Below are 26,504 nucleotides of genomic sequence, written 5' to 3' on the forward strand. Positions count from 1 at the left end.
TTATTCACTCCAATGGCTCTGTTGGCAAGCGTCTAACTTGCTGCTTTTGTCGAAGATTCTCATAATCTAGCTGTAAAGCGTTGATTTCTGCTTGTAAATCTTGGATCGCTTGATTTTCTGTTTCCTCAATAAATCGTTCATAATAACGCTCTTTGGCAAATGGATCTTGAGAATCTGAACGTTTTTTTAATTCTTTATACAACTGATCAGTTGGAAAATATTTGACGCCTCGTTCCATCTGTTTGGCTTTTCTTACTTCTCTAAATAATGAAGCCATAAAACGGTTGAGTAGCGCCTCTTCTGCCACTGCTAACGGTTGCTTCATTGCTTTTTTAGCAATAATGAATGTACCAGAAGCTGGCATCTCTTCTGCTATCCCGTAAGGTCGATAAACTAAAACACCGATACCAGTGGGGATTTCAGCTTTGACTTCATCAAAAAGTGTTTGAGGTAATACAAAATAATTGTAATTCCCGACAAACGATAATTTTGCAGTGGAACGAAAGTCCGCTTTTGATACTTTCAACTCATAGCAACGCCACTCTCTTGTACCATCAAACTTTGTAAGACAACTTAATGTATCTACGATACCATGGTCGTCAGGCATGGTCACCTCTTCTACGACAATGCCCCCTTGTTCGATACAGTATTGATAAAGAGAAGTTTCCATTTCGATCGTTAAAGGAGTTTTCAATTCCTCCACCTCCGAACATATTTTCGCCTACCCATTCTACCTTAGATCCAACAAAAAATCTATCGTTAATTATTATTTGAATCGTTTCCTTAAAAATATTTAGAATTAGTTTTTGTTCACTTTAATCCTGCGAAATGAATGGGACAAAACATCGTCACGAGGTAGCTGACAGCCAGAAAAAAACAGTCGAGTCTAAATTTTTCTTAGTCCCAACTGCTTTTCTTCAACTGACTATTATTGATAACTTGGCGGTAAATAGAATTTTTGATGATTTTCAAAGATTTCGCCAATTTGAAAGAGCAAGTCTTCTCGTCCTCTGGCAGCCATGAATTGGATACCCAAAGGCAGACCTTCCTCACTGATATGTGTGGGTAAACTGATTGCTGGTTGTCCCGTCAAATTTGCCAGTTGGGTGTAAGGCGTGATCTTTAAACTTTCCTCAAACATTTCAGAAATAATTGCTAAACTTTCTTGTTCGTTGCATTCGTTGATTCCAGCCATTTTTGCCCGAATTTCATCGCTTTGAAGATCAGTGGAAATTTCTGGAGCAGTAAATGCTGTTGTCGGCGAAAGAAAAAGATCAACAGTTTGAAATAGTTCTTCCATTGTGATTGCTGCATGATCCCAAACATGAAGCGACTGGATATAGTTCGCTGCAGAAACCTTCTTGCCGTATTCTAGTAGTACCCAAGAAATCGGTTCAAGTTCATTTTGAGCAACCGACCGTCCTAACCCAGATTCAATCGAGTGAATCATACTAGCTGTTTCTGCTCCATTCATTTGATAATAAGACTGAATCAAGGCTCTTCCATCAAGAGGGTAATTGATTTCAATGATTTCATGGCCTTCTTGTGCTAAAAATGTCACCGCATTGGTCACTGCTTGTCGTGCTTCATCGCTGATTTTTGTGTGGATCGGTGATTCTGTGCAAACAGCGATTTTCAACCGTTTTTTTGGTGGATGCTCTTGCCATTCCGCTGGCGAAACTTGATAAGGCGCTCCTGAATGGATACTTCGCAGTCCTGCAAATAAAGCTTTGGTGTCTCTCATAGAAATGGTCAAACCAAAATCAATCGCTGCTCCTTGCCAACCTCGCCAAGCATGAGGACCAACTGGCATCGTTCCTCGTGAAGGTTTTAAGCCAATCAGACCACAAAAGGAAGCAGGTATGCGAATTGATCCTCCACCGTCACTAGCACCAGCGATCGGTAAAATGCCAGAAGCAACAACGGCTGCTGCCCCACCACTTGAACCACCTGGCGAATGCGCAAGATTCCAAGGATTTTTAGCTGGACCATAAAGTTGTGGGTCGGTGATATTTTTAAATCCAAACTCTGGCGCATTTGTTTGTCCAAGTGGGATAAGACCAATTTTTTTAACTTGCGAAACAAAATTTGAATTTCTAGATGAGCGATGAGTTTGAAAAAGCTTTGAGCCTGATGTAGCTAACCAACCTTGCTTTTCCTGTCCTAACATTTTCAACGGGAACGGCAAGCCGCTTAAAGGCTGTTCATCCTTTAGAATTGGTGCCTCATCTTTAATCGGTTGGTCTGTTTCAAAAGTAACGAACGCATTTAATTCTGGATTTAATTTTGCTACTTTTTGGCTAACCTCTTTGACTAATTCCTTGTAACTGAACTGCTTCTTTTTTAGACCCTTCACGATCTCCATGCCATCTTTCAAGTAAATCCCTCCTTTTATTTGTCATACCTTTGTGCCATTTTCTCATATTTCTATTCAACAAACAAAAAGAATGATTACGCTTCATGTTAGAAACGGTGGTGCTTTTATCAGTAATTATATACACCTATTGAATCCTAATAGCTAAGGTACTATTCATGGCAAACCAACGAATAGACTAAAAGCTAACCACCAGTTATTATTCTAAAACCACCGGATCGCATAAAAATAAGCCAAAGATTTCCAAAATAAGAGAAACTATGTTTGGATTCTTTGGCTTATTTTTTATTGTTGTCTTTTATTTTATCACTTAGAGAATCGTTAACGATTAGATCGTTTTTAGTTTCCCTCTAAATTCATCGATGGTTCGATACCCTTTTTCTGTCATGATCTGTTCGAGTTCTTTCGTGATGCGATCAAAAATTTTCGGTCCTTCTTTGTGAAGTTCGGTACCGATTTGTAGCATAGTTGCTCCACATAATAAATGTTCAAAAGCATCCTGTCCATTCCGAATGCCTCCAGTACCAATAATTTTGATCTCTGGTTTCAAGCGAGTATAAAAAGCACGGACGTTCGCTAAAGCGGTTGGTTTCACATATTCTCCACCAAGTCCACCGAAACCCTCTTTAGGTTTGATCACGACTGCTTCTTTTTGAGGATCGATATACAAACCATTGCCGATACTATTAATAGAATTTACATAAGTTAAAGGAAATTGATTCAAAATTTCAGCCATTTGATCAAAATGCGCCAAATCAAAATATGGGGGCAATTTGATTCCTAATGGTTTGGTGAAACGGGCAAAAACTTGTTGCAATAAATCTTCCGTCGCCTCAAAATCATAGGCTAACTGTGGTTTGCCAGGAACATTGGGACAAGAAAGATTCAATTCAGTGATTCCTTGAAAGTCACTCTTTTCAATCAATGTCAACATTTCCAAATTTTCTGCTGCACTCATACCTGCAATAGAGAAAAAGAGCGGTTGTGTCTGCTGTTTTTCATAGTTCAATGCATAATCTAAGTAATAATCAAATCCACGATTAGGTAATCCCATGGAATTAATACTTCCAAGAGGTACATCGAAATAACGAGGTTCTGGATTTCCAGCACGTTCATTCAGTGTACAACTCTTTGTGATAAAAGCGCCAGCATTGGATTGTTCCAATTCAACTAGTTCTGTCGTTGTCATGCAATGAACACCGGAGGCATTCATAAAAGGGTTAGCAAAAGTATGATTAAAAAAAGTCGTTTCTAAGGTCAAGTCATTCTCTCCTTTGATGAATCATTTTTTCTAGTTTATCATCAAGTCAAGCAAAAGCAAATAGGCTCAAGACAATTAATCATCATTTTCAGTTGCTAAAACTTCTCCTGTTTGACTATTGAGTTTTACTTGAGTACTCTTATTCCCGTTTTTCACTTTCACTTCCCAGTAAGTGGTACCAAGTTCCTTACTAAGATCCCAGTCAGTGGCTGTTCCCCCACCCGCTTGTTTTTCAGCGATCTTTGCTGCTTCTTCAATACTTAGAAGTTTACTTGTGTCCAAAGCATCTTCTTGTTTCTTCTGTCCATTTTGTTCATCTTGATCTAAACGCTCAGGATTTTGTTTTTGAATTTCTTCGTTTGCTGCATTGATCTTCATTTCGTATTCATTTTGATCATCAACACCATCGATTTTATAGAAGAAACTTCCCCAACTACTATCTAATTCTAAACTGGTAATCGCTGCATTTGGATATTCTTTTTGAAACAACTCAATCGCTTTATGTGCAGATACTTTGATCTCTTTTGTTGCATTCGTCCCAGAATTCATTGTTTGATTTGATGCTTCGGTTGAAGAAGTTGTTTGTTGACCAGTACTTGTTGACGTAGTCGCTGGCGCTGGCGTTGATTCTGGTGTAGCCTGATTCGATTGACACCCTGCTAACAATAGTAAAGAAAACAGCCCACAAAAAATAACATTAGTTTTCATAAAATTTATTTCCTTTCTTGAATAAAAATCACTTTAATTTAAGTATACACAAGTAAAGTTGTTCTGTCATTTTTGAACAAATCAATCATTAAATAGCAAAAAAAGACAAGACTAAAAAAGTAATCAGTCTTGTCTAAAAAATCAAAATAAGAAAAAATTGTCTCCGCTTCTACGAACAAGCAAAACGTGTTTTAAGTAAAAACGCAACGCTTCCTTTCAATTGCTAATATGTAATATCTTTATTGACTGCTATTCTCAGTTTCAGAAATGTCAGGTATGATCCAGTAATTATCTTTATTATGACTATTGATATATGTACGAAATTTTTCTGATTGGTAGGCTTTCTTAATCGCTTTTGCCCAATCCGTTTTTTCATTTTCTTTTGTCACAGCAGCTACGATTTGTAATTCAGGCACCATTTTTTCTAGCTCGATCAAATGAAGTTGTTGTCGAATTCCTGCATCTTCAACTGTGCTTCCAGGTATGACTTCAAAATCAAGGTCATCCAACACGTGTGGTAAAGTGTTCGTGTCCATCTCTTTGATATTTAACTGATAGGGGTTATTTGTGATTGCTTTTGCAGTCAAGTCGGTACTTTTCACTTGTTTATCCACTTGAATAAAACCAGCTTTAGCAAGAACCGCATAGGCTCGTGCTGCATTACTCGGATCTTGGGGAATCCCAATCATCATTCCTTTTTTCACCTCTTCTTTACTTGTATATTTGGAAGAGTACAAATTACACGGAACAGAGGGTGTAGCAACTAAAGGAACTAAATCAGTCCCATTCTCCTTATTGAAAACATTCATATAAGCGGAGTGTTGAGCAACGTTTACATCAATCTTTCCTTCACCTAAGGCAGTATTTGATTGGATAAATTGAGAAAATTCAATTCGTTTAATCGTATATCCTTCCGATTCTAATATAGGTGCAATCGCATCATCAAATAAATCGTTATACGGTCCTCCAGTTACCCCCATGACAATTTCATGTTTTTTCTGAGCGTGTGATGATTGATCTTTTGAATGACAACCACCCCCAATGAGAACCAATACGAACAGACAGACTATAGTCACTATTTTTTTCATGAAGTTTACTCCTTAATATTTAATTTTATGATAAAGATAATTTCCCAGAAATTGGATACTGTTTATTAAAACAATTAAGATAACTACCGTTACAACAATCATCCCACTATTAAATCGCTGATAGCCTTGGGAAATAGCTAAATCCCCGATTCCTCCTCCACCGACAGTTCCCGCCATAGAAGAGGCATTAATTAGTCCAATCATTGAATTAGTAATGGCTAAAATAATCGCCGGTCGAGCTTCAGGTAGAATAAAGTAAAGAATGATTTCCAATCGGTTTGCCCCTAATGTTTTCGCACATTCGATAATTGTAGGAGGGATTTCTAGAATGGCTTGCTCGATTAAACGGCCCATAAAAGGAACAATATATAACGTTAACGGGACAATAGCAGCAGTTGTTCCAATGGAAGTTCCAACAACTAAGCGAGTAAAAGGCAAAATAGCCACCAATAAAATGATAAATGGCACTGAACGCAAGATGTTGATAAGCGTCTGTAACACCGTGTACATAAGAGAATTAGCTAAAACACCTTGTTTTCTGGTCTCTGCTAATAGTATGCCTAAAGGAACTCCTAAGCCGATAGCGAACACCAAAGAAATACTGACCATATAAATCGATTCATAAGTTGCTTTGAGAATGATCTCTGATGAAAGTATTTCAAACATCAACGGTCACCTTCTCATAACTAATTAGTTGGTCAATAAATTCATTATCAGGAATTTTATTTGTTAGAAAATACATCGCAAAAAAACGTTCTCCGCTAATATGTATGGTTTTGATATCATAGACCGTCCCCTCCATTTTACTTTCTTGAAAACGAGCATAATTTGTGGCATTCATCAGGAAGTAAAGGACATAATTAAAGGAAATCGATTCTTTTTTTGGATACTTAGGATAAATCATATCTGCTAAAAATTCACGAACTAAATTGCTTTGAGGGCTTAAAAACATTTTTTTGGTTGTTGCCTGTTCAATAACTTTTCCTGAATCAATGACAGCCACTTCATCACAAATTTCTTTTATCGCCTCCATTTCATGGGTGACCAAAATGATGGTGGTTCCTAGTTCCTCATTCACTTTTTTTAACAAATTTAAAATACTTTTTTTAGCGGTTGGATCAAGAGCGCTAGTAATTTCGTCGCATAATAAAAGCGAAGGCTCCGTTACTAACGCTCTAGCAATCCCCACTCGTTGTTTCTGCCCACCAGATAAATGGGAGGGATATGTATTTTTTTTCTCTATCATTGATACATAACGTAAAACGTTTTCAATTCTTTTGTCGTATTCCTGCTTATTGACTTTGCTAAATCTCAGAGCAAGTCGAATGTTATCAGCGACAGTTTTTGACTGCAATAAGGCATAATGTTGAAATATTGTGCTGCTTTTCACATCTTGTGATAGAGATATCTTACCTTTTGTTGGTTGATCTAATCCGTTTATTAAACGAATCACTGTACTTTTTCCTGCACCACTTCGTCCAATGATACCAAAGATTTTACCTTTTGGTATAAATAAATTGAGATCATTTAGGATCATGGTACCTCCAAAAGACTTTGAAACGTGTTCAAATGAAATCAAGCTCTCATTCCTTTCCGGCGCATTCATATAAAAACTTTAACTATGTGGGAATTAATAGAAAGACGATAAAAATCCTTAATAATTAAGTCTTTTTATGTAGTAGATGCGCACATCTATATTTTAATTTCTTCTTTTCGAATTAAATATAGCATGGAAAAATAGCCATGTCGAGACTAATATGTGATTTCAATCACATGGTCATTGATAAAAAGCGAGAAGCAGAATGTCCTTTCTTACACTTGATGAAAACAGTGATCAAGCAATGAACTACCTCGAAAAATAATCAAATGCAGTGGCGACAAAAAAATAAAGCTAAAAACATCAACAGAACGGCTCTGTATCAATGTTTTTAGCTTTGTATGTATTCAATTGGCGGGAATGTGTAGGAATCGAACCTACCCAAGAAGCTCTTAACTCCTCATACTGGTTTTGAAGACCAGAGGGAACACCAGAACCCATCCACTCCCCTAATAAAAACATTCTAACATTTTTCGTTTGTTCAATCAATATCAAATGCTAGAATGTTTGTAGTTATAAAAGACTGGACTAGCTTTAATATCTGTTAGTTGTTCTCTTTTTATTTTACTAGGATACGTTGCGGTAAACGTTTCATAAACCAAGCAACGAGTAAACAAGAAAGCATCTTATCCACAATATTTCCTGCAACAGTTGCCCAATAAGTTGCAGTGATCATTTCTTTACCGGAAGCCTTGAAAGCAAAAATGAGGATGTCCGTTCCTGAACCGGTAAAACCACCAAATAAAGCTAAACGGATCGGCGCACCGATCATTGGACAAACAACGGCTAATAGTCCCCCTGCTATTAGCGCTTTTTTGTAAGAAAATCCATTCTTCGCTAGTAAAGAACAGATAATTGCTACAACAATATTTACGAATACAAAAGGAACAGCCAACGGTCCACTGATGATCCCCATTAATAAATTAGTGGCAATCCCAGTCATTACCCCATAACTCATACCAAAATTGGTTGAAATATAAATCGTTCCCATCGTATCTAAAAATAATAAGGGGATTTTCATTAGTGAAACAGCCTCACCTAAAACAACATTTAAAACAACGGCATTGCACATAAAGTCAATATTTTCATTTTATTATTCATCGTTTACTTTTCCTTCTAAAAATAGTTTTAATTTCTGATATAAATCGCCTTGTGATTCTTCTGTATACCAAGTTGGAACTTCAAAATAAGGATTAACAATCCCATGATTCTTACATAATTCAAAATACTCTTCCATTAGTACGCCTCGCTGTGCTGAGATGGAACAATTAGGACTTTCATTGATCCCGATGATTCCCAAATAGCGATAATCATTCGCTTGATACTCTTTGATTTGTTGAATGACTGGTTGCAACATACTTTGACATTTTTGACGATAGCCTGGTATAGCAACATATTCTTGATATGTCATTGGTGGTCTCTCTTTTCCTAAGGTCAAAAATTCAGGACAAGGCAATTGTAGCAACGCAACGCCTTGATTTAATAAAGAAATGGCCAAAGGAAAAGCACCACGAGCCCGTTCCCATCCAGGTATCACCGCATGTTGATTCAAGATGCAGTGTGAAACAACCACAAATTCTCTCTTTAATTTCATGTTATTTCCTCACAAAAAATCTTTTCTAAACTGACGAACACCTGATGAAGTTCTTCTTCAAAAATCGTGCGCATATCTAAATAGTTTCGTTCATTTTTTACCCGACTAATCACTGGAACAATTCCTTTTCTTAGTCTTCGTTGCAGCTCTTCCGCATGGCATTGCTTACTTTTTACTGTTACTGCATAGGTAGGTAATAAGCTTTCTGGATACGTTCCACCACCAACCGTACTATAATCTTTTTCGATAGAGACTTCGAGTTGCTCGATTTTTTTTAACTTTTCAGCTAATATTTGGGCTCGATTCAAACAATTTTCGATCTTATCCGATAGCATTTGCAAAGTAGGCAAGGATCGAATGGCTTCTTCTTCATCAAGATAAAGTTCTAAAGTTGCTTCTAATGCACTTAGAGCCATTTTATCGACTCTTAATGCACGCAGTAGCTGATTTTCTTTCATCCTCTGAATATACGTTTTTTTACCTACGATAATTCCGGCTTGTGGTCCGCCTAATAATTTATCTCCACTAAAGGAGACCACATCACACCCTTGCTCGATTACTTCTCGAACAGTCGGTTCATACGGTAAGCCAAAGCGTCGCATGTCAATGAGTAGACCGCTACCCAGATCATTGATTAACGGGACTTGATATTTTTGTGCTAAGAGAGCTAACTCTGATAAGTAAGGAGTTTCTGTAAATCCAATGATTCGATAATTACTGGTATGGACTTTTAAAATCGCTCCAGTTTCAGAAGTCAAAGCCTGTTGGTAATCTCTAATATGCGTTTTATTGGTTGTCCCTACTTCTCTAATTTTCCCACCTGTTGCGGTAATTACCTCTGGGATACGAAAGGACCCTCCTATTTCAACAAGTTCCCCTCGAGAAACCAATACTTCTTTATCAGTAGCCAAAGTATCAAGAATTAACATAACAGCTGCTGCGTTATTATTCACCACTAAGACGTCTTCTGCTCCGGTGAGTTTTTTTAGAATATGCGTTAAATGACTGTATCGGGTACCTCTCTTGCCACTAGTTAAATCCATTTCTAAATTTGAATAGGAAAAACTTATTGTCTTTAATTGTTCCTCAATTTTCTTACTAAGTAAGGAACGTCCTAAATTTGTATGCAGAATTGTACCTGTCCCATTAATTACTTTTTGTAACGAATATGTTCGTTGTTTCAATTTTTCAATCACTCGAATACAGAGTTCTTCAATCGCTGGAGGTAACACTTCTTCTTTTAAAACAGTTTTTCTAGTTTGTTCTAAAACACTTTGTACCTGTTGTTTGACTACTCCGTAAGAATACTTCTTTTCTAATATTTGCAATTCAGGAGTTTTTAATAAACGATCCACTGAAGGCAAATCTGCTAATCGTCGTTGTATTTCTCTAGCCATCGTTTACCTGCTTTCTATCGTTTTGCAATTATTCTCAACGCCTTTATGGTTTTTTCTATTTCTTCTTCTGTTGTAAAACGGGATAAGGATACTCGAACAGTTCCAGTATTTTTAGTTCCTAAATCTTGATGTATTAGCGGTGAACAATGGTAGCCTGAACGTGTGGCAATGCCAAACTCTTCCCACAGAATGTCACTGATTAAAGCTGATTCTGCAGATCTGATATTTAACGAAAAAACATCTATATGCTCTTTCGTGAAATCTCCATAAAACGTTAATTCTGAAATCTTCGTCGCTTCTTGGTAGAAGTAGTTTCCCAATGATGGTGTCTCTTGGGACATTAGCCAACCTACACTGGCTGCTAATCCAGCAATTCCTGGCACATTTGCTGTCCCAGCCTCCAACATTGCTGGCAATTCATCCGGCTGCTCCTTAGAGAAGGACTTCATACCATCACCACCAGTTATTATCGGTGTAAGTTTCAGTTTTTTGTGAATACAGATGCCACCAGTTCCTTGTGGTCCATGTAACGCTTTGTGTCCAGTGAAACAAGCCGCTGCGACCTTCCCATCACTTAAATCAATTGGTATATGACCAGCTGTTTGAGAAATATCTAAGATTAAATACAGCTGATGTTTGTGGCAAAAACGTTTTATCCATTCAATATCTAAAAGATTCCCTGTCACATTACTCGCATGATTGCAGACCACTACTTTGGTTTTTGCGTTTAATTTTTCAGTAAATTCTTCATAATTCAACTGTCCAGTGATCGGATGACTACTGATAATGTCGCAGGAAACGCCTAGTTTTTCTAATTGATAGAGTGGTCGCAGCACGGAATTGTGTTCCCAACTTGTGGTCAATACATGATCACCAGCTTGAATGAACCCTTTTAATACTGCATTAAGAGCAATAGTCACGCTTCCAGAAAAAATAATTTCATATAAATCCCCGGTATGAAAAAAATTTTTTAATGTATCTCTTGCCATTTCTATTAATTGATAAGCACGAATGGAATAGCTATGAGCGCCACGAGCTGGGTTGCCATACCTCTCACTTTCAAGCACATCCAGCATTGTTTGTTTCATACAAACCGGCTTTTGGACTGTCGTAGCTGCATTATCTAAATAAATAGTCATACTAGTCTCCTTCTTGTTTCCCTAAAATCCGATAATTTTCTACTCGTTTCGTGATGCCTAGTTTATCGATTGATTCTAGAATAAGCATGGAAGCTTTTCGGCTCGAGTTTGTCATATCACGAAAATCAGCCAGTGTCATTTTTTTGTTTTTCTTGATATAAGTCTGAATTTGTTGAATGGCTTGCTGATAAATCTTTCCTGACAGAACATATTCGTGGGTTAAAAAAACAGCGCTGTTGGCATCTAAAGCTTCCAATACTTCTTCAGCATTTTTGTCTAAAAGGGCTAACTCTTCTTTTTTTATCGGCATATAACCACTGTTTTTTAGGTAACGTTCAATTTTTTGTTTGGCGACTTGCTGATAGCTATTAAATTGTACTTGAAAATCATAAACAGATAATCGTTTCTGTTGTTCTTTGATTACGTTGAATTTTTTTAATAATTGAATCAAGACGAAAACTTCTTTTTCGGTCAAGCCATTTCGTATTTTAGAACGAAATTCTTCTAAAGGCATACCATCCCGTAGACGATATTTTTTATGATACTCTTCTAAGATCTTTTGTGCTTTTCCTACTAATTGTTGGTATCTTTCATAAAGTAAAAACCCACAAGAGGTAAAGAAGATTTGACTTTTATCCTGTAGTTCTTCTAATGAATGGCTTAGTTGATCAAGGGTGACACCCAGATAGGTCAACAATTCTTTTTCTACTGTAAATGGCTGTTTCTTATTTAACATAAAATCAATTATCATACTGTTTAGATTGCCATTTTCTTTCGCTTTTAAGCTTTCTAAAATCGCCTGCTTGAATCGTCGATGTTTTTTTGGAACGGCGTTTAAGACTTCACCTCCAGCAATCGTATGCATGGGTGAATAAGAGCGTAGAATAAAACGATCTTTTTCTTTTACAGAAACTTTTTCTTCTAATCGTAACTGCAAAAAGCCTTCTTCGTTTGGCCCAATCCAATCTAATCCTAATGGAACAGTACGAGCCATTACTTCTTTTGTTCCGATCAGCACTCTTACCCGATCCCATAGACTAATTCCCCCATCCGTTCCTGCCAAACAAGATACCTTAACATCCAGCATCCAGCTTTCCTCTAAAGAATCCGCGGTCGATAAAACATCCCCTCGCATGACTTCTTCACGGGTAATGTTTGCTAAATTGATAGCAGTTCGTTGTCCAGCATATGCTTTTTGAACGTTATTTTCATGTACCTGCAGATTTCTTATCCGAACTTTTCGCTTATTTGGGTAGAGATAGCAGTTTTCTCCAACGGTTAGTTCCCCTTCCAGCAAAGTGCCTGTAACTACTGTACCGAAGCCTTTTACACTGAAAACCCGATCGATATTTAGCCTTGGTGTTCCATTACTTACTTGTTCTGATGTTTGCTCCGTGTAGGCTTCGATTTTTTTTAGTAATTGTTTGATCCCTTTTCCGCTAATGGCATCGGTTTCAATTATTTCCGCTTTTTCTAAAGGCGTGTGAAGTAATTGATCACGTATATCTTCGATGACTAGTTCTTTCAATTCAGCATCAATCGTATCAATTTTTGTTAATACAATTAAAAAATGGTGGATTCCTAATAAATTCAAAATATCAATATGCTCTTTTGTTTGAGGCATGATTCCTTCACTAGCATCAATGACTAATAAAATAAGATTAAGACCAGGTAGTCCAGCAACCATATTTTTAATAAATTTTTCATGGCCAGGAACATCTACGAAACCCACACGTTGTTGATTTGGTAAATTTAAGTAAGCAAATCCTAGATTAATCGACATGCCCCTTTTTTTTTCTTCTTTTGTTGTGTCAGTGTCTATTCCAGTCAGCGCTTTGATCAATGTTGTTTTTCCATGATCAATATGCCCAGCTGTTCCAATTACAATATTTGCCATTTCTTTTACCCCTTATAATAAGTAATACGTTACATCCAGTCCAACTTGAAGCGCTTTATAAAAACCTTCTGATGACACATTATTTTTAGCTAAAATATGACGTATCTGATTTTCAGCTTCTAGCGGAAATTTTAAAGAAAAACCACAGCTAAGATATATTTTTTCGGGTGTAGGAATGATTCTTACAGATAGTTTAGCTGATTGGCACATCAGCTCAGCCCTCATTGCTTCACGTGTCGAATGAAATAATACCACTCCATATGACTTCATTGTTTACTCCTTAAGGTTTGATGATTTTCTTAGATTGTCGCATCATTTCAACAATATGATACATATTGGTCACTTCACCGACTTTACATTTTTCACTGAGATTATAATAGTTAAGACAGGCTCCACAAGCATAAATTTCTACCCCATTTTCCGCAAGAATCTGTAAATCCTCCAAGGAATCTGAGTTGTCGCTTACTAAATGGACCCCACCATTGTAGAAAATGATTTTTTCGGGCAAATCAGGTTGTTCGGTTAAAGAATAAATAAACATTTTTAATAATTGTTTCCCTAATTCTTTCGACCCTTGCCCCATCGTATTCGTGTCGACAACAACTATATAATTGTCTTCAATATCATTTTCTCTTGTAAGTTCTTGTTCATAAATAGAAGCTACCTCTCCTTTTTTCTTGGAGATACGTACAGTAAACGATTGTGCATCATTTTGCTTTACTTGATAATCATAACCTAGTTGTCCCGCCATTTTTTTTAGGTTTTGTGCAGCAATCTCATTATCGACAGTTGTTTCTACTATATCGTTTTCTTCCAAAGCTTTCTTTGTTTCAATCACTGGAAGGGGACATACTTTTCCCAATGCGTTAATTTTAACCATTTTGATTCTCCTTTCCATGTGTAGTTAATCATGGGATCAGTTTATTAGACTAATCGAACAATTTTTTTCTTAATAAACCATGATTTCTGCTGTCTTTTTTTTCGTAACAACGCCAAAATCTTTGGCTAAGATATTGGCTGATTTCAGCTCTTCTTCTAATTTTTTTGCTTCTTTAGCCGGGATACTTACCAATAATCCTCCAGATGTCTGTGGATCATATAGCAACTCTTCGATTCCTAAGTCATCGACATAAAAGGCCATCTTTTTTTCCATAAAATTTCGGTTTCGTTGTCCTCCAGCAGTAAAAAGAAAGGCTTTTGCTCCTTCATAAGCTTCTTCAAAATATGGCAGTTTTTCTGAATAGATTTCAGCTGAAAAATTGTCATGTAACATTTCATGAAGATGTCCTGCTAACCCAAATCCTGTTACGTCGGTACAACTAGTGATTGGATATTTTCTGATGATAGCCATCGCATATTTATTTAAGGTTTCCATACTTTTTGTTGCTTTGGCAAACCCTTCTTTGGTTATTGCCCCGGCGCTATAACCAATGGTAATAATGCTTACACCTAGAGGTTTTGTTAAGATTAAGTGATCTCCTTCTTGACAAGTATTATTTTTGTAAATATTGTTTGGATGAATTGTGCCAGTTACAGAAAGTCCATATTTGACTGAACGGTCATGGATTGAGTGCCCACCTGCTAAGATTCCACCTGCTTCTTGAACTTTTTCAGCCCCACCTCTTAAAATCTCTTTTAAAACCTGTAGTTCTTTTTCTTCAGGAAAAGCAACAATATTTAAGGCAGATAATACATCCCCTCCCATCGCATAAACATCACTCATCGCATTGGCAGCAGCAATTTTGCCAAATAAATAAGGATCTGTCACCATAGTAGGAAAAAAGTCTAACGTCTGAATAATTGCTAATTCATCGGTCAATTTGATAACGGCTGCGTCATCTGTTGCATCAAAGCCCACTAACAATTTTTCATCTTGGGATTTAGGGAGGTCTGCTAAAATATTTCCTAAATTTCCAGGACCAATCTTAGCGTTACATCCACCACAAATAATTAATTGTTCGATTTCTTTTTTCATTGGCATCCACTTCCTTTTCATATAGTGTAATAATTGATGACTTTTCCTCTACTGCTTACTGCTTCATTTTCTATAGTTACACCAACAATCAGAAAATAGCGTGCAAATCATTAAAATAACTATGCTAGTTTGGTGTACTAAAAATGAAGAAGTGGCTGTACAGTTCTTTCCACTCCTTCACATTTTGCTACTAGATTAAGCTTTTCTATTTTTTAGAAAACATTCCTTTTCGCATATATGTAATTCCTGAGTAAATAATTACAGCAATGATTACCCAAGTCAGCATATTCAAATCTAAGCTTGTGACAAATTTAACAGCAATAATTACCCCAATCACTCCACCAATCGTAATTGCCAAACTAACTTTACGCGCATAATCACCAGATTTAATAAAGTTACCTGAAGCAACGGGCATCAATCCTGCACAAGAAGCCATCATAATAGGAAAAGCAACAAGTGGACTTAATCCCAACATGTATACTAATGCCATGCATGGTGCATATAAACCTACGCCAATTGTCATTAATGCACCTAAAAGGAAATTACCGATGACGCCGATGATTAGCTTAAGACCTGTTAAAGCAGTCGCTTCATTTCCAGAGCCTAAGAGATCCAGCATTCCAGCTTGTTTTAGCCCCATTAAAATTGCTGTCACAATCAAAGCAAGTCCCATAAAAAACTGCACCTTTTTTTCAGGTAGCTTACTGACTGTTTTCGAACCCACAAACGAACCCACAATTGCTGCTGCAACTAATGAAAACAGAGTGATGGGTGATACTTTAACAACAGTAATGAAAATAAAAGCTTCAATGATTACCGGAATAGAGTGTGCCACATTGAGCGTTCCTGGTAATTGTCGATCGTTATCTAATTGCTTGGTAAATTCTAGTAACATGGTTGTTGGCGCAAAACTACCAATCCCTAATGTATCTAAAAAATCGGTAATTAACCCAATTGTTCCAGAAATAAGATAATTTCCTCCACCCCAATTTCCTTTATTTGCAAGTAAGTCGAGAACAAAAAAGAATAAGAAATAGAGTAATAAAACGCTTAATAAACCCAACAGTAGTTGTACCATGATACCTCCTTAATAGTAAGCAGAGTTTTACTAACCCATCATTTTTTGTGTAACCATCTGTAAATGGCTAGGACTAGAGAATTTAATTCACATTTTGGATGGTTATACCGTGTATTTTAATCAAGTAAAAATCCATTTTTTAATGAGTCTTTAGGATCGACAAGGAATTGATTAAATCCTGTAATATAAGCAGATCCCGTCACTTTGGGAATAATCGCTTGATAATTTCCTACACGTGTTTCCTTTGTAATTTCTCCCTTAAACATCGTTCCTAAAATACTTTCATAGACAAAACTTTCACCAATTTTCAACTCGTTTTTTGCATACAAAGTTGCTAATTTAGCACTCGTTCCCGTTCCGCAAGGTGAACGATCAACTTGTCCATCCCCGAATACCACGACATTTTGATAAGTAGCTTCAGGACTTTTAGCAGGACCATAAAATTCGACTAAATCGACGGTGTTAATATGTTTTAACCGAGGATGTTGGATCTCAATCGTTTGATTAATCGCTTCGCGGATTTTTAGACCTGCTTCAGTAAATCTTGACGCATTCTTCGGTACAATGGTTAAACCTACTTCTTCGGCTTTTAATATGGCAAAAAAACTTCCGCCAAAAGAAATATCCACATGAACTGTCCCAATATCGGGCACATTCACTGCCACATTTTCTTTATATAGAAAGGATTCCACGTTTTCAAAAGAGACTGATTCCGCAGAGTAATCTTCATCCAGACGAACCTCTCCGCAAACAATCCCCGCAGGTGTATCTTGCGTTACTTTAACCACACGGGTGCCTTCTCCTACATCTACCCAGCCCAATTCTACAGCTGCTGTCATTGCCGCAATGGTGTTGTGACCGCACATATTTAAATAGCCACCAGAATCCATGAAAATAATCCCGTAGTCTGCCTCATCATGAACCGGTTCACAAATAAAAGCCCCGAACATATTTTTATGCCCTCGTGGTTCATGCATCAGCATTTTACGTAAATCATCTGCTTGTGTTTCCAGGTATATTTTTTTATCCGCCATCGTTTTTCCATGAAATTTAGGAATGCCTCCTACAATTAACCGAGCGGCTTCACCAGCTGTATGGGTATCTACTACTGATATCATTTTTGATACTTTCATACTAACCTCCACGTTACTTCAATTTTTGATTATCTTTACGCATCTTTAGTTTTATAAAAGCGAGCGCTTTAACTGCATCATAGAAAGTGATCGTATTTTCTCCAACCACTTCCGTTTCAATCCCTGCTTGTGATTTATTAAAATCCAGCACATATTTTGTATAATCATTTTCTACGATAAACTTGGCTTGTTTCCCAATAAATTTGAGCCCAATAATACTGATGCCACGACGACCTATTTCTTCTAGGGTATTGGCAAAATCGATGTCTGAATTTCCCCAACCATCTGTTGATAAAACAACGCCATCTGTAGCCATCGCTTCTAGCCAAGTAGCTGTTCGTTGTCCGACTAGATGTTTCATTTCATTGCTTTGAGGCGTGCCAATAATAATAACACCTTGGAAATCAATGTCAGGATCTTTGCTTAAAACATCCAGTAAAGGATCTTTAAAAAGGTGCATCGAAGTTTCTTTAGTTGATGGTCCTATTCCCATAAAAATCCCCTTTTCTAACAATTAGACCATTGAACGAATGGCACCATCACGATACTCATTGGCAGATAAAAAGATGGGCATATTATTCATATCGATAATCGAATGACCACCCTTAAACCCACTAGGTTCATCTGGAAATAATAACATATCGTACATCGCACCTTGGCCAGCTACCTGCTTGACCAACGTCACTTTTGGCTTTCCCGGATTTCTTTTTTCTTCATAGATATGTGTTTCCGTTGCTTCCTTACCATCTAGCAACTTTAATTGTTCTCGGATTTCCTGCAGATAATTGTCAACTATCCGAAACAATTTTAAACATAACTCACGATCGAAAGGTGTTCCTTTCTTGACAAGTAAGTCAATCAAAATAATGTAATCCTCTGCGTTAGGTGTGCCCGGTCGATTTAAAAATAAATGATCATGCAATACACCATCAGAAGAACCAAACTCATGGAGCTGTTCACCCTCATCGATTGTGCCGGTCATTATGACCGACACTCCCGTTAATGTATGGGTGATACCCGTCCCCAAAACGCCTAATACTTTAGCAGAAATTGGTAAAATATCCATGATAGTATTTGTGTTGAGGTCTAACTGATGGGGTTCTAACAATCGGATCGTCAAGGATTTGACATCCTCACATAGACAATCAAATTCAGTTTTTATTTGTAGTTGATTGTGATCAAGCTTAAATTGATTTCCTATGGAAACTTTTTCCATATGGAAAACTTTCATTTTTAATGTTTCTCCTTGCATGCTGATCCCTCTTTACACATGAGCGATATATTCATAAGGTAATGGCACAATTTTCCCTGGTGTTTCAATTGAAACTAGGCTTTCTAAAGTATCTTTTAAGATACCTGTTTGCATGTCAATATTATGTGGTTCTCCGGCATTAGCACCCATCGGCACACGTGGTGCTACAGCTCTAGGTGAACCATTTTGCCGTACTACTGGTGGTAATGCGGCGATTAAAATAGTAGGAATCCCTGCTTCCTCAATTGCTCTCTGCACGATCACGGCAGTTCTGTGACAGGTCCCTCAACCAGCAGTCAAAACAACTGCGTCAACTTCTTCTTCCACGAGTTTTTGTGCGATTTCTGGTCCCGTCTGTTCATTAAAGGCATCTTGGTCACCGCCGCCTCCCATAAAGCCATAATGTACAGGGGCTGCTTCTTTAATAAAGCCAGCTTTTACTAATTCATGCAGTCGATCAATCGGAAACATTGCATTGACATCCCGATTAACGTCTGCGTTGTCATATCCACCATGTGAGACCATTAAATCTTCACTTGGTACTCCATCTGGAATCTCACGATACGTTGTGTCACCTGCCAAATTAAAGCGTGTATCACTTTTTAAGTGGACACCAGCTGCCGTTGCCAAAGCAATCCGCATTTCTTTCAGCTCTTTTTTAACGGGCGTAAAGACGGATTTGGGTGTGATTGGTACAAAAATTTCTGACTGTAATCCTTCGAATACTGTTAAACTCATCTACTCATTTTCCTCTCTCATTTTTATTTTCTTCTGTTGATTTTTTAAACGTCGACGTTCATGTTCTGTGATTGCTTCCACGTAATGAGTATTGGCTGCTTCTTCCAAAACCTCTGGATAACTCATCAAAAATCCAACTTCTTGTCCTATTTTTAAATCGTACTCTGAAATAATCATGCGCCGCGGAATTTTTAATTGACCTAGTCGTCCTTTGATATCAATAGTTACGCTCGCATCTCGAACTTCAACAAGTATCCCTTCAAACATTTGTTCAGTAGAGACATACTTTAATTTTTCGATTCTATCCATTTTGCACCTTATTTTATTCTTTTTCATAAATTTCTTGACGTTTTTTACTTTTCGGCAAAGATTGCTCATTTTCTTCCAGGTCTATTTTTCTTCCTGTTGTTTTTTCGATAATCTCAATGTTGTTTTGTTTGACATTCGGATTCCATTTACGTTCAGCTGGTTTAATTGTTCCTCCACCCATTAACGTTTTTAACATAGCTAAATCACGAATGGCGTCTTCTCTACACAAGGTATTATTTGATAAAATTTCATTTTCAATCCCTTGTTTTGATTTATTATTATCAACCATTGCGCCCATTTCAGAATTACCAACAACTAAGGCTCCTTGAACAGCACTATAAGAGTCGCCAACCACTTTGATTCCACGTTTTCCAATTTCTTCCATGTGAGAAGCGAAATCAATATGATTATTTCCGAAACCTTCAGTGGTTACAATGGCACCATCAATGTCCATGGCTTCGACAGTCATTCCTAAACGTTTTGAAACATAATATTTTTCAGTATTCGCTTGTGGAGAGCCGACGAACATAACACCGACTAAATCAATTTCTTCATCTGCCATTGCTTCTTTAACAAGCGGTTCTCGCCAATAATGGCGTGAAGTTTCTTTCGAAGCCGGTCCAATACAAGTTAACGCATGGATTCCTCCATCTAATACTTCTGTTGGTGCCAATAGGATTGGCAAATTGCCAAGGTCAACATTTGGTTTTGCGCCAAATGTTCCAACTGGCTCGATGGGCATAATCAAATTATCATGCATCGCACCTTGCCCCATTATTTCTTTGATGATCAAAACTTTCTTATTGCCAATTCGACGTTTCTGTATAATTTCTTCTGAATGTATCACCAATGATTCATCCGCTTTTTTGAGGGCTTCACGAATTTCTTGAGTGATGTAATCAGAAGCTTTGTGAGCGGCTAGCGGACCCGGACGTTCCATATTCGCGTGTTCTTTGATTGTCACTTGGGTTTTAATAAAGATTTCTCCTTTATCTGGTGCTCCAGGTCGTCCCCACATAATGTTACGATCTAATTCTCCTTCAGAAGAACCAAATTCACCGATTTGAACTCCATTAGCATCCGTCCCTGTAACAACCATGACGACACCATCCAGTACTCGGGTAATTCCATGCCCAAGATCGCCTTCAACTTTTGCGGCAATTGGCTGAACGTCCATAATCGTTTCACTATATTCAGTGTATTTATCTGGTGTAATGATTTCTAAAGTCATATCTTCAACGAGCTGTTCCAGTTCAACTGCTTCAGCACAAATTTCTGTCATTTTTCGTAAAATTAAAGTTGTTCCTTCGATTTTTGTTTCTTCCCCAAAAATCACCCGATCAATTTTTAGATGATCATGTCGTACAGAACGAATCACTTTTTCTTTCACCTGATTTGAGTTTTCCAAAACCGGCGCTGGTATTACTGGCGTTACTTGCTCAGGAATTATTGATTCCGGTGCAGGATTTACCGTTTCGGTTAACTGAGTAGCCATCATTAAAGGAAGCTCTAAATCAATTCCTTTTCCTTCAGCAATATGAATTTTAATAGTCTGACCACTCGTTACAAAAGATGAAGCAGTTTGAATTGGCGTCGCAATTGTTTCAGAAGTCTCAACTTCTTTTTTTTCATTTAAATGAACTTCTTTCATTCCTTCAGATACACCTTCCAGTAATTCTTTTGTCAATGGAATCAACGCATCCGTTGTTTCTTTTAATGTTGTACCAAGTACTTGTTCAATTGTTAACACATCTTCAGAAAATTCAAGTAACCCTGATTCTTCCAGATCAAGAAAAATTGCGGGGTCCTCTAAATTTTCTGGCGTAATCACTGTGCCTGCTTCCGCACGACAACAGAGTACAGCTAGATCTTTTGCATGTTCTTGGGCAGTTTCAGCCGTAATAGACATTCGTTAAATCATCCTAAAATTTAAATTTATTTCGTTGTAGGTAATTTACGATATAGTCTGTGCCCATCTGCCCGAAGTACATGATCTGTATGATGATAAACCGGAACTCCTAACCTAGGAGCTACACCAATAACGGTGTTCGTTCAATCAGAACAAGTTCCAGTCATCACAACTTCAGCACCTGCTTTTTTCAAAGCAAAGACTGTTTGTGCTTGTCCTGGACATATACCTGGCAAGGTACATCTATATCTTCCATTCACTTTTACCATTCGCTTACAGCGTTGTGTAGCAACAACTTCAGCACCCATGTTTTCAGCTATTTCAGTCATTCTTTCTTCTGAACCGCCGCATTCACAAAGTAATAGTCCTATTTTTCGATGTTCTTGAGGAAATGGCATAGCAACCAATACCCCTCCGCTGGTTTTCGTAATGGGGGTTTCTTCCGTGCCGCTATGACCAGTCATTGGTCCACCGATCACAATTTCTCCATGGGGCTCAATAAAACCTCCAACTTGATCAATTAATTGCTTGACAGGTGTTCCAATTGGGACATCTTTAAAGACTGTTTTCTTTTGTTTTACACGACCAGATACCGTAAGATCTTTATCAATAAATGGCTTTCGCTGTTTAATCGCTTCGACAATGCGTTTAATTGTTTCAACATTATCCACTACTGCTCCGATTTCGATTGGTAGTTGACCAGGGTCTAAAGTGATGTTCAACACTTCACGAATCACTACACGTTCATCGCCTGCAGGATAGATGTCAGGTAATTGGTAAACATCTATTGTCGGTTCATTGTTGGTAAACTTTAACAATTGTATGACTAACTCTCGATGTTTTCCTTTAACGGCAATGATTCCTTTGGGTGCTTTCGTAATGCTCATGCAATACTTTATTCCACGAATCAATTGTTTGATTTGACTTTTCATTTGCTTTACATTGTGAAGTAATAAAGCTTCACATTCTGCACCATTTGCGATAAAGATGCCTTCTGGTATTTCACAAGATAATTTTATATCTGTCGGAAACCCAGCTCCACCAGCTCCGACAATTCCGGCTTCTTTGATTGCTTGAATATAAGAGGATGTTTCTGGAATAGGAAGATAACTTGAAAAATTTTGCTTTTCATCAATCTTTAGCACAATCTGATCGTTGGTTACTTCTGATACAACACCTGAAAAGCTAGAATGAATGTTTGCTCCTAATCCATCTGGTTTAGCAATTTTTTGTCCACGTTGCACATATTCGCCTATTTTTACCATACTCTTTGATGAAGCGCCTACATGTTGTTTTAATGGTATAAGAATTTTTTCCACTCTTTTCACCTCCCTTGTTTTACTTGAACTTGAGTAAACTAGCCACCCACAGCTCATGTTTATAATATCACAACATGGAGGTTTGATGAACGATTTATTTATAAACAATTGTTATTTATAGTTCTATAAATACTTTTATAAAAACGAAAATATATGTATTGTTTTTTATTTAAATATAGATAAAAAATAACAACATGTACTTAATGATTATATACATAGAGTGAGAACTGATGGAAAATCTTTTTTCACTTTATTGAACGACACATATAGTCTATGCAATTTTGATTATCATAATTTTTTCATTTTCATTCATCAAAAAATACAGTTTAGCACGGTTGCTCTTTCAATATCTGTTCTATTCTATTGGCAAAATCAGCTCGATAATCATCTCCTTTTTAGCTAATAAAAAATCTAAAAAATAGGTTGGCCAGCATTAGACATTTTCACAAAAAAAAAGGGACTGGGACAAAAGTTGTCTCAGTCTCTTCTAGTATCTCTAAAAACGAATAAACGGTGTTCAAACATCAGCTACTTGAAATAAGCCTGAATTTTTCAAAACATGAGAAGCTGTTTCAAAAAATTCAGGCTTATTGTCATCAGAGCTACCCGATGTTTTTACGACCTCTGATTCACGGCGTTCAAGAAGCAACTCCTTAATAACAAGGGAGGAGCTAAACGCTTCTTTCAAAGCCTCTTTTCATGCGAATCTTAATTAATATTTTTTATTAGGTTTCTCCCCTTATGCACGATGCATTGGAAGATCATTATTACTTGGTTGAACAAGTAAGTATTGGATAACATCAATGTTACTTGATTCAAAAGATGCTGCACAAGCTTGAAGGTAAAGATCCCACATTCGATAAAAGGAATCGCCCATAGTTTCTGTTACCTTGTCTTGTACTTTATGGAAATTATTTGTCCAATGTTCTAAAGTAAGCTGATAGTCCCGACGCAAACTTTCTAAATCAATTAACTGTAAATCATTATCCGTAATATCTGTTACGATTTCTGCTAATCCTGGAATGTATCCACCCGGGAAAATATATTTGTTGATCCAAGCATTAACTGCCCCACCTTGCTGACGAGTAATACCGTGAATCAACGCTGTTCCTTTAGGAGCTAGTAATTTTTGGATGACACCAAAATACTCTTTTAAGTTGTCTGCTCCCACATGTTCAAACATCCCGACACTTGTAATATGATCAAACGTTTCATCTTTTAGATCACGATAATCCATTAATAAGACCCGACATTTATCTTCCAGATGTTCTTCTTTGATCCGATTAGTAATATGGTTATATTGTTCTTCACTCAAGGTAATACCAGTTGCTTTTACATTGTATTCTTTGATAGCTGTAAACATCAAGGTTCCCCAACCACAACCGATATCTAATAACGTATCATTATCCTTGATAAAAAGTTTATCTAAGATGTGGTGGACTTTATTGATTTGGGCTTGTTCCAATGTATCTTCAGGTGTCTCAAAATAAGCACAAGAATAGGTTAATGTTGGATCTAGCCACATTTCATAAAAATCATTTCCTAGATCATAATGTGCATGAATATCTGCTTGATTTTGTTTTTTTGTGTGTTTTTGCTTTTTAGGAAGCCATTTTAAATAGTCGCTCCCTCTTAAAAAGCTGTTTGCTTGTTGGTAAGCATCGTTGATCAACGCTTGGATACTTCCCTCAATCTCAATACGATGATCCATGTAAGCTTCACCTAGAGCTAGAGAGGCGTTATTTGTGATTTCTTTCATTGGTATTTCTTCATGGATCTTAATTTTGATTTGGGGAGGATTGTCAGTATCTCCATAGCGTTTTGTCGTACCATCCCAGTAAGTAACTTCGACTGGAAGGGAGAAAGAACGTGAAAATAATTGATTATATACTGTTTTTTCTAACATGATTTTCCTCCTTAGAATTGCTACTATTTAACGTTAATACTAAAAATTAAAAGAATCAACTCAGAAGGGTATTTTTCAGAAAAAAATCTATGTTACCTATCAAATTTTCATTATTTTCACATTTATTTTCTCATAATTAGTTGATGATCTTAGGCCTTGACTTCATCTTTAAATCCAGTTTTAGCAAAAATCCATAGCAATAAAAGAACTGAAACAGTTGATTGAATACCTAACATCAAAACAAAATCAAAATAAAAGAATCCAACAATCGTGGCAATAATGGAGCCAACTCCAATCACATTCAACATTAAATTGGCACTTTCTTTGAATGTTTGGATGGAAGAAAAACGACTCTTTCTAGTTAGCCATAAAAAGAAAGAAGCACCAAATAAAATGAAGCTAGTCATTATAAATAAGATGATTCCTAAACTCATACTATAAGATAAAATAATCATTGGACGATTACTGGCGTAAAATTCCTGTTCTAAAAATGCTTGAAACTCTTGTGGCGTTCGGACTGATTCGGGATTGAAAGACGCTTGGTAATTCATTTGATAGGTTCTTATACGCCCCTGTTCTTTTTGCTGGATTGTCCAATGATTTTTTGCGAAATCAATAAAGGCGTTTTTTTCGTTTTTTTGTTCTTTCGTCAATCCTGACCCAATCAGTATTTCGTTATTCTGATAAATCGTTATTGGTGAGTGATTTATTTGCCCATTCTCCATGGGTAATTCTGAAAATTTATTTACTCCATCTTGATCGATTAGTTGGTGAACTGTCAAAAATTGCTCCATAGGGATTGCTTTTACCTGATTGGTATAATACATGGTAATCGGCATAACCATCAACGCGACCAAGAAAAGAAAGATCAGACTCAATTTAGGCCATGACAACTGTCTTCTACCAGCAAAAAGACGTCTAGGACTATTTAAATGAGAAAAGTAATTCAAAGGAAATGTTTGCATCAACACCTGCTCCTAACCTTTTGTGCCACCAGAAGTCAAACCAGTGACAAAGTTTTTTTGTAAAAAGAAGAACAATAAACAAATCGGTAATGCAATGAGGATCGCTCCTGCGGCAAATAATGAAACCCGTTGATTTGTCACATCAGAAATGAATGTTTGCAAACCAACTGCCACTGTTTGATTTTCTGGTGTGCGTAGTAAAAATTTAGCGAGCATGAAGTCTCCAAACGGTCCCATAAAGGCCCACAATGCTTGAACGGCAATCATTGGTTTAACTAACGGTAAAACGATTTGTAGAAAAATCCGGAAATGACCAGCTCCATCTAATTTAGCAGATTCATCTAAATCAAGTGGAACAGTATCAAAATAACCTTTCATTAGCCAGGTATTCATCGGAATTCCCCCACCAATATAGATCATTGTTAAGAACCAGTATCGATCTAAGGCGTTAAGTAGAAAAGCCATGACGTAAAAAGCGGTCAATGCAGCCATCGTTGGAACCATTTGAATCACCAGGAAAAACATCAAGCTTGATTTGCGTCCAATGAAACGGTAACGACTATAAGTGTAACCAGCCAAAGTTACAACAGTCACTTGGATAACCATTGTTAAAATGGAAATAATCAAGGTATTTTTATACCAAGTACCATATAACGTTTCTGAGAATAGCCGTCTAAAATTTTCTAGTGTCCAGTCACTGGATAAATCCAGACTAAAAGCAGCGATATTACCTGATTTAAATGCTGTACTGGCTGTAATCAACAATGGATAGATAATGATGATCGACAAAAGAATCAAAAAAACATAGGTCAAGAATTGTGACAATCTTCGTTGGAATTTAGCACTTGAATTAAATTGTTTCATC

The 26,504-nt window shown here is 37.0% G+C and carries 27 protein-coding genes and 1 tRNA gene; all 28 read right to left on the bottom strand.

Annotated elements, in window-relative coordinates; all coding sequences use genetic code 11:
* Window positions 1-4 precede the first annotated feature (4 nt).
* Window positions 5-694 carry a hypothetical protein gene (locus AB3H90_RS01045; RefSeq protein WP_034697974.1) on the bottom strand — a complete coding sequence of 230 codons (690 nt, stop codon included), beginning with the start codon at window positions 692-694 and terminating at the stop codon, window positions 5-7.
* A gap of 234 nt (window positions 695-928) precedes the next feature.
* Window positions 929-2,377: an amidase gene (locus AB3H90_RS01050; RefSeq protein WP_368015974.1), complete on the bottom strand. Its 1,449-nt coding sequence runs from the start codon at window positions 2,375-2,377 to the stop codon at window positions 929-931.
* A 325-nt stretch (window positions 2,378-2,702) separates the two neighbouring features.
* Window positions 2,703-3,635, bottom strand: coding sequence for a dihydroorotate oxidase (locus tag AB3H90_RS01055; protein ID WP_034697978.1), 933 nt, complete (start codon window positions 3,633-3,635; stop codon window positions 2,703-2,705).
* A 75-nt stretch (window positions 3,636-3,710) separates the two neighbouring features.
* Window positions 3,711-4,343: a PepSY domain-containing protein gene (locus AB3H90_RS01060; protein WP_368015975.1), complete on the bottom strand. Its 633-nt coding sequence runs from the start codon at window positions 4,341-4,343 to the stop codon at window positions 3,711-3,713.
* A 239-nt stretch (window positions 4,344-4,582) separates the two neighbouring features.
* Complete coding sequence (locus AB3H90_RS01065; protein WP_094940302.1) at window positions 4,583-5,431, bottom strand: MetQ/NlpA family ABC transporter substrate-binding protein; 849 nt, start codon at window positions 5,429-5,431, stop codon at window positions 4,583-4,585.
* A 12-nt stretch (window positions 5,432-5,443) separates the two neighbouring features.
* Window positions 5,444-6,097 (bottom strand): methionine ABC transporter permease, encoded by a 654-nt coding sequence (locus AB3H90_RS01070; protein WP_010719143.1) that lies wholly within the window; start codon window positions 6,095-6,097, stop codon window positions 5,444-5,446.
* On the bottom strand, window positions 6,090-6,968 hold the full coding sequence (locus AB3H90_RS01075) for a methionine ABC transporter ATP-binding protein (protein ID WP_368015976.1): 879 nt from the start codon (window positions 6,966-6,968) through the stop codon (window positions 6,090-6,092). Before AB3H90_RS01075 ends, AB3H90_RS01070 begins: the two co-directional genes overlap by 8 nt.
* Before the next feature lie 412 nt (window positions 6,969-7,380).
* Window positions 7,381-7,477: transfer RNA gene (locus AB3H90_RS01080), tRNA-Sec, on the bottom strand.
* Between the two features lie 110 nt (window positions 7,478-7,587).
* Window positions 7,588-8,049: a CD3073 family putative ECF transporter S component gene (locus AB3H90_RS01085; RefSeq protein ID WP_228012150.1), complete on the bottom strand. Its 462-nt coding sequence runs from the start codon at window positions 8,047-8,049 to the stop codon at window positions 7,588-7,590.
* A 72-nt stretch (window positions 8,050-8,121) separates the two neighbouring features.
* Window positions 8,122-8,622, bottom strand: coding sequence for a CD3072 family TudS-related putative desulfidase (locus AB3H90_RS01090; RefSeq protein ID WP_034697986.1), 501 nt, complete (start codon window positions 8,620-8,622; stop codon window positions 8,122-8,124).
* A complete protein-coding gene (selA, locus tag AB3H90_RS01095) occupies window positions 8,619-10,019 on the bottom strand; it encodes an L-seryl-tRNA(Sec) selenium transferase (RefSeq protein ID WP_368015977.1) in 1,401 nt (466 codons plus the stop codon). The genes AB3H90_RS01090 and selA overlap by 4 nt, the downstream gene beginning before the upstream one ends.
* 14 nt (window positions 10,020-10,033) lie before the next feature.
* The gene (locus tag AB3H90_RS01100) at window positions 10,034-11,158 is read right to left on the bottom strand and encodes an aminotransferase class V-fold PLP-dependent enzyme (protein WP_368015978.1); all 1,125 of its coding nucleotides are present in this window, start codon (window positions 11,156-11,158) and stop codon (window positions 10,034-10,036) included.
* Window position 11,159: 1 nt separating this feature from the next.
* Window positions 11,160-13,055 (bottom strand): selenocysteine-specific translation elongation factor, encoded by a 1,896-nt coding sequence (gene selB, locus AB3H90_RS01105; RefSeq protein ID WP_368015979.1) that lies wholly within the window; start codon window positions 13,053-13,055, stop codon window positions 11,160-11,162.
* Between the two features lie 12 nt (window positions 13,056-13,067).
* On the bottom strand, window positions 13,068-13,325 hold the full coding sequence (locus tag AB3H90_RS01110; protein ID WP_010737598.1) for a DUF3343 domain-containing protein: 258 nt from the start codon (window positions 13,323-13,325) through the stop codon (window positions 13,068-13,070).
* Window positions 13,326-13,335: 10 nt separating this feature from the next.
* Complete coding sequence (yedF, locus tag AB3H90_RS01115; protein WP_368015980.1) at window positions 13,336-13,935, bottom strand: sulfurtransferase-like selenium metabolism protein YedF; 600 nt, start codon at window positions 13,933-13,935, stop codon at window positions 13,336-13,338.
* A 69-nt stretch (window positions 13,936-14,004) separates the two neighbouring features.
* Window positions 14,005-15,036, bottom strand: a complete 1,032-nt coding sequence (gene selD / locus AB3H90_RS01120; RefSeq protein WP_081001065.1) for a selenide, water dikinase SelD — start codon at window positions 15,034-15,036, stop codon at window positions 14,005-14,007.
* Between the two features lie 199 nt (window positions 15,037-15,235).
* Window positions 15,236-16,108 (bottom strand): sulfite exporter TauE/SafE family protein, encoded by an 873-nt coding sequence (locus AB3H90_RS01125; RefSeq protein ID WP_010737601.1) that lies wholly within the window; start codon window positions 16,106-16,108, stop codon window positions 15,236-15,238.
* Between the two features lie 116 nt (window positions 16,109-16,224).
* Window positions 16,225-17,241, bottom strand: a complete 1,017-nt coding sequence (locus tag AB3H90_RS01130; protein ID WP_368015982.1) for a proline racemase family protein — start codon at window positions 17,239-17,241, stop codon at window positions 16,225-16,227.
* A gap of 13 nt (window positions 17,242-17,254) precedes the next feature.
* The gene (locus tag AB3H90_RS01135; protein WP_368015983.1) at window positions 17,255-17,734 is read right to left on the bottom strand and encodes a glycine/sarcosine/betaine reductase component B subunit; all 480 of its coding nucleotides are present in this window, start codon (window positions 17,732-17,734) and stop codon (window positions 17,255-17,257) included.
* A gap of 21 nt (window positions 17,735-17,755) precedes the next feature.
* Entirely contained in the window at window positions 17,756-18,493 is a 738-nt protein-coding gene (prdD, locus tag AB3H90_RS01140) for a proline reductase cluster protein PrdD (protein WP_368015984.1), read from the bottom strand.
* 12 nt (window positions 18,494-18,505) lie between these two features.
* Window positions 18,506-19,231: a D-proline reductase (dithiol) protein PrdB gene (gene prdB, locus AB3H90_RS01145; RefSeq protein WP_081001064.1), complete on the bottom strand. Its 726-nt coding sequence runs from the start codon at window positions 19,229-19,231 to the stop codon at window positions 18,506-18,508.
* Entirely contained in the window at window positions 19,232-19,540 is a 309-nt protein-coding gene (locus AB3H90_RS01150) for a CBO2463/CBO2479 domain-containing protein (protein WP_010719135.1), read from the bottom strand.
* Window positions 19,541-19,553: 13 nt separating this feature from the next.
* The gene (gene prdA / locus AB3H90_RS01155) at window positions 19,554-21,449 is read right to left on the bottom strand and encodes a D-proline reductase (dithiol) proprotein PrdA (RefSeq protein WP_368015986.1); all 1,896 of its coding nucleotides are present in this window, start codon (window positions 21,447-21,449) and stop codon (window positions 19,554-19,556) included.
* 26 nt (window positions 21,450-21,475) lie between these two features.
* On the bottom strand, window positions 21,476-22,825 hold the full coding sequence (prdC, locus tag AB3H90_RS01160; RefSeq protein WP_368015987.1) for a proline reductase-associated electron transfer protein PrdC: 1,350 nt from the start codon (window positions 22,823-22,825) through the stop codon (window positions 21,476-21,478).
* A 460-nt stretch (window positions 22,826-23,285) separates the two neighbouring features.
* The gene (locus AB3H90_RS01165; protein WP_368015988.1) at window positions 23,286-23,456 is read right to left on the bottom strand and encodes a hypothetical protein; all 171 of its coding nucleotides are present in this window, start codon (window positions 23,454-23,456) and stop codon (window positions 23,286-23,288) included.
* Window positions 23,457-23,507: 51 nt separating this feature from the next.
* Window positions 23,508-24,674, bottom strand: a complete 1,167-nt coding sequence (locus AB3H90_RS01170) for a class I SAM-dependent methyltransferase (protein ID WP_010719132.1) — start codon at window positions 24,672-24,674, stop codon at window positions 23,508-23,510.
* Between the two features lie 149 nt (window positions 24,675-24,823).
* Complete coding sequence (locus tag AB3H90_RS01175) at window positions 24,824-25,639, bottom strand: maltodextrose utilization protein MalA (protein ID WP_034698022.1); 816 nt, start codon at window positions 25,637-25,639, stop codon at window positions 24,824-24,826.
* A 12-nt stretch (window positions 25,640-25,651) separates the two neighbouring features.
* Complete coding sequence (locus AB3H90_RS01180; RefSeq protein ID WP_010719130.1) at window positions 25,652-26,503, bottom strand: sugar ABC transporter permease; 852 nt, start codon at window positions 26,501-26,503, stop codon at window positions 25,652-25,654.
* Window position 26,504: the final 1 nt, after the last annotated feature.

It is taken from the genome of Enterococcus sp. C63 (assembly GCF_040887215.1).
Taxonomy (GTDB): domain Bacteria; phylum Bacillota; class Bacilli; order Lactobacillales; family Enterococcaceae; genus Enterococcus_B; species Enterococcus_B hirae.